Genomic DNA, 3700 nt, shown 5'->3' on the forward strand with positions numbered 1-3700 from the left:
CCGTCGAGCTTCGGCTACCCGGCGGTGGGCCGGCTCGGTGGCCGAGCACCTGATTCCCTTGACCGCGCCCGAGCCGGAACGACCTGCCCTTCGTCGACGAGCACCAGATGCCGGTCGCGGCACCGCCTGCGGTGGTGTGGCCGGCGCTGACCCGGCAGGTCACCGGGCCGCGCTTCGCCGCGTCCGAGACCTTCGCCCGGCTGCTGGCCGCCGAGCCGGCCCGGTCGTCCCGGACGCCGGTGGTGACCGGCGCGACCCTGGTCGGCTTCCGCGTCGCCGACGCTCAGGCAGAGCGGCTGCTGCGGCTCACCGGGCGGCACCGCTTCTCCCGGTACGAGCTTCGACTGGCACTGGCCGAGGTGGACGACGGCACGGTGGTAAGCGCCCGCACGTACGCGGCGTTCCGCGGCCTGCACGGCGCCGCCTACCGGATGCTGGTGATCGGCTCCGGCGCGCACGTCATCGCCGTCCGCCGGCTGCTACACGCCGTCCGCAAGGACGCGGAGGGCCGCTGAGCGTCCCTCCGCTCCTCCGGTCACGCCGCTCCCAGCTCTCGGTCGATCAGGTCGAACATGTCCTCGTCGGACACCTCGCCGAGCAGGTACTCCGGGCCGGCGTCGGCCGTCTCGGGCTGATCCGCCGGACCGCCGCTGAGCACATGCCGGAGCCGGTTGCTGAACGCCCGCAGCCGCGGTTCCAGCTCGGCCAGCCGATCGGCGTCCCCGGCCACCTCGGTGAGCAGCGCCTCGACCTTCTGCAGCTCCGCCTCTAGCGGTGACGCCGCCGCGGGGTCCGGCCCGCCCACGGTGGTCAGCACGAACCGGGCGACCGCCACCGGGGTGGGGTGGTCGAAGATCAGCGTGGTCGGCAGCCGCAGCCCGGTCGCCCGGCTAAGCCGGTTCCGCAACTCCACTGCGGCAAGCGAGTCGAAGCCCAGGCTCTTGAACTCGCGGCCGGCCGCCACGGCCTCCGGTGAGGTGTGCCCGAGCACCGCAGCGACCTGGGCGGTCACCACGTCGAGCGCCACCTTCTCCCGGTCGGCCGGCGCGGCGCAGGCCAGCCGGTCGGCCAGCGACGTGCCGGCGGTCGCCGCCGGCCGCACCGGCGTCTTGACCAGACCGCGCAGCAGCGGCGGCAGCGCGTCCGCCCGGGCCAGGGAACGCAGCACGGCGAAGTCCAGGCGGACCGGGGCGAGCTGCGCCTCGACCCGGCCGAGCGCCCGGTCGAACAGGCTCAGCCCCAGCTCGGTCGAAAGGGTACCGATGCCGGCACGTGCCAGCCGGGCCAGGTCCTCGGCGCCGAGGTCACCGGTCATCCCGGTGGCGTCCGCCCACAGACCCCAGGCCAGCGCGGCGGCCGGAAGGCCCAAGGCGCGGCGGGAGGCGGCCAGGGCGTCCAGGTACGCGTTCGCGGCGGCGTAGTTGCCCTGCCCGGGGGTGCCCATGAGCCCGGCGACCGAGGAGAACAGCACGAACGCCGACAGGTCGTGCCCGGCGGTCAGCTCGTGCAGGTGCCGAGCGGCGTCCACCTTGGGGCGCATCACCCGGGCCAGCCGTTCCGGGGTCAGCGCGGCGACCACCCCGTCGTCGAGCACACCGGCGGCGTGCACGACCGCGGTCAGCGGGCGGTCGAGGGTGCCGAGCAGCGCGGCGAGCTGCTGGCGGTCGGTCACGTCGCAGGCCGCCACCCGCGCCCGGGCACCGAGACCGGCGAGCTCGCCGACCAGGTCTGCGGCGCCGGTGGCAGCGGGCCCGCGCCGGCTGACCAGGAGCAGGTCGGTCACGCCGTGCCGCTGCGCGAGGTGCCGGGCGACCACCGCGCCCAGACCACCGGTGCCGCCGGTGATCAGCACGGTGCCGCCCGGGTCGAGCGGCGCGGGCACGGTCAGCACGATCTTGCCGGTGTTGCGGCCCTCGCGCAGGAACCGGAACGCCTCCTCGCCGTCCCGCACGTCCCAGGTTCGCGCGGGCCCGTGCCGGAACGTGCCGTCGCGGAACCGGGCCACCACGTCGCGCAGCATCTGCTGGATCCGGCCGGGGTCCACGTCGAACAGGTCGAAGGCGCGGTAGCGCACGCCGGGCCGGGCGGCCGCGATCTCGCCGGCGTCCCGGATGTCGGCCTTGCCGATCTCGACGAACCGGCCGCCGCGGGGCAGCAGGTCGAGCGAGGCGTCGACGTACTCGCCGGCCAGCGCGTTGAGCACCACGTCCATGCCCGCGCCGCCGGTGGCCCGCAGGAAGGTGTCCCGGAAAGACAGGTCCCGCGACGAGGCGATCCGGGCGGCGTCCACTCCGAGCGCCCGCACCGCGTCCCACTTGGCCGGGCTCGCCGTGGCGTACACCTCGGCGCCCAGGTGGTGGGCGAGCTGCACCGCGGCCATGCCCACGCCGCCGGCGGCGGCGTGCACCAGCACCCGCTGCCCGGGGCGTACGTCGGCCAGGTCGACCAGGGCGTGCCACGCGGTCAGGTGCACCACCGGCACCGCCGCCGCCGGGACGAACCCGATGTCGTCGGGAATCGGCGTCACCAGGCGCTCATCGACCACGGCCAGCGGCCCGAACGACTCGGTCACCAGGCCCATCACCCGGTCGCCGGGGCGCAGGCCGGTCACGCCGGCGCCGACCTCGGTCACCACTCCGGCGGCCTCGCTGCCCAGCGGCGCCTCGCCCGGGTAGCGACCCAGCGCGATGAGCACGTCGCGGAAGTTCAGCCCGGCCGCCCGGACCCGGACCCGGACCTCACCGGCGCGCAGCGGCCGGTCCCCGGCCGACGGCATGGTGGTCAGCTCGGCCAGCGATCCGGCACGCCGGATACCGAGCCGCCACGTGTCACCGGACGGCGTGGCCGACGCCCGCTGCAAGCGCGGCGCGAGGATCCGTCCGCCGCGGACCGCGAGTTGCGGCTCGCCGGTGGCGGCCAGCGCGCCCCAGTCCGGCGCGTCGCCGTCGTCCAGATCGGCCAGCAGGAACCGGCCGGGGTACTCGGACTGGGCGCTGCGGACCAGACCCCAGGCCGGGGCACGGGCCGGGTCGACCGACTCACCGGCCACCGCGACCGCGTGCCGGGTGACCACCACGAGCAGCGCGTCGGTGAGCCACTCCGAGGCCAGCCAGCGCTGCACCAGCGTCAGGGTTCGCGCGGCCATCCGATGGGCCGCAGGCAGCGTGTCGTCGGGGCCGGCGTCGACCTCGGCGACCACGACGTCCGGCACCGGTGCGCCGCCGGCCAGCGCGGCGTCCAGCGCCTCGACAGTGGCCCGGTCGGCGCCGGCGCCGATCGTCACGACGCGGGCCGCCGCCGGGCCGGTCGCCGCGGCCGTGACGTCGGTCCAGCCGAGATGGAACAGCCACTCGGCGCCGTCGCCCGCGCCGCCCTCGAGCTGTACCGGGTCGACCGGCCGGAAGACCAGCTTGGCGACGCTCGCCACGGGCTCGCCGCCGGGGCCGAGGACGTCGATCCGGACGGCGCCGTCCGCGCCCGGCGTGACCCGGGCCCGCAACGGGCCGTCGGTGGGCGCGCCGAGCGACACCCCGGACCAGGAGAACGGCAGGTCGATCGGGGCGCCGGCCCGCTTGTCCACCAGCGCGCCGTGCAGGGCCGCGTCGAGCAGCGCTGGGTGCAGGACGAACCCGGCGCCGGACACGTCCTCGGGTAGGGCCAGCTCGGTCCAACCCCCCATCCGTCGCGCCACGCGGCGCGG

At 76.4% G+C, this 3700-nt stretch carries 2 protein-coding genes; one reads left to right on the forward strand and one right to left on the reverse strand.

The features are described 5' to 3' along the window. The first annotated feature begins 107 nt into the window (after positions 1 to 107). Positions 108 to 515: a hypothetical protein gene (locus MCAG_RS04855; RefSeq protein ID WP_007071852.1), complete on the forward strand. Its 408-nt coding sequence runs from the start codon at positions 108 to 110 to the stop codon at positions 513 to 515. A 20-nt stretch (positions 516 to 535) separates the two neighbouring features. Here the strand turns inward: MCAG_RS04855 and MCAG_RS04860 are convergent, their stop codons facing one another. Then, positions 536 to 3679, reverse strand: coding sequence for an SDR family NAD(P)-dependent oxidoreductase (locus MCAG_RS04860; RefSeq protein WP_050777873.1), 3144 nt, complete (start codon positions 3677 to 3679; stop codon positions 536 to 538). Between the last annotated feature and the right edge of the window lie 21 nt (positions 3680 to 3700).

This window comes from Micromonospora sp. ATCC 39149 (assembly GCF_000158815.1).
GTDB lineage: Bacteria > Actinomycetota > Actinomycetes > Mycobacteriales > Micromonosporaceae > Micromonospora.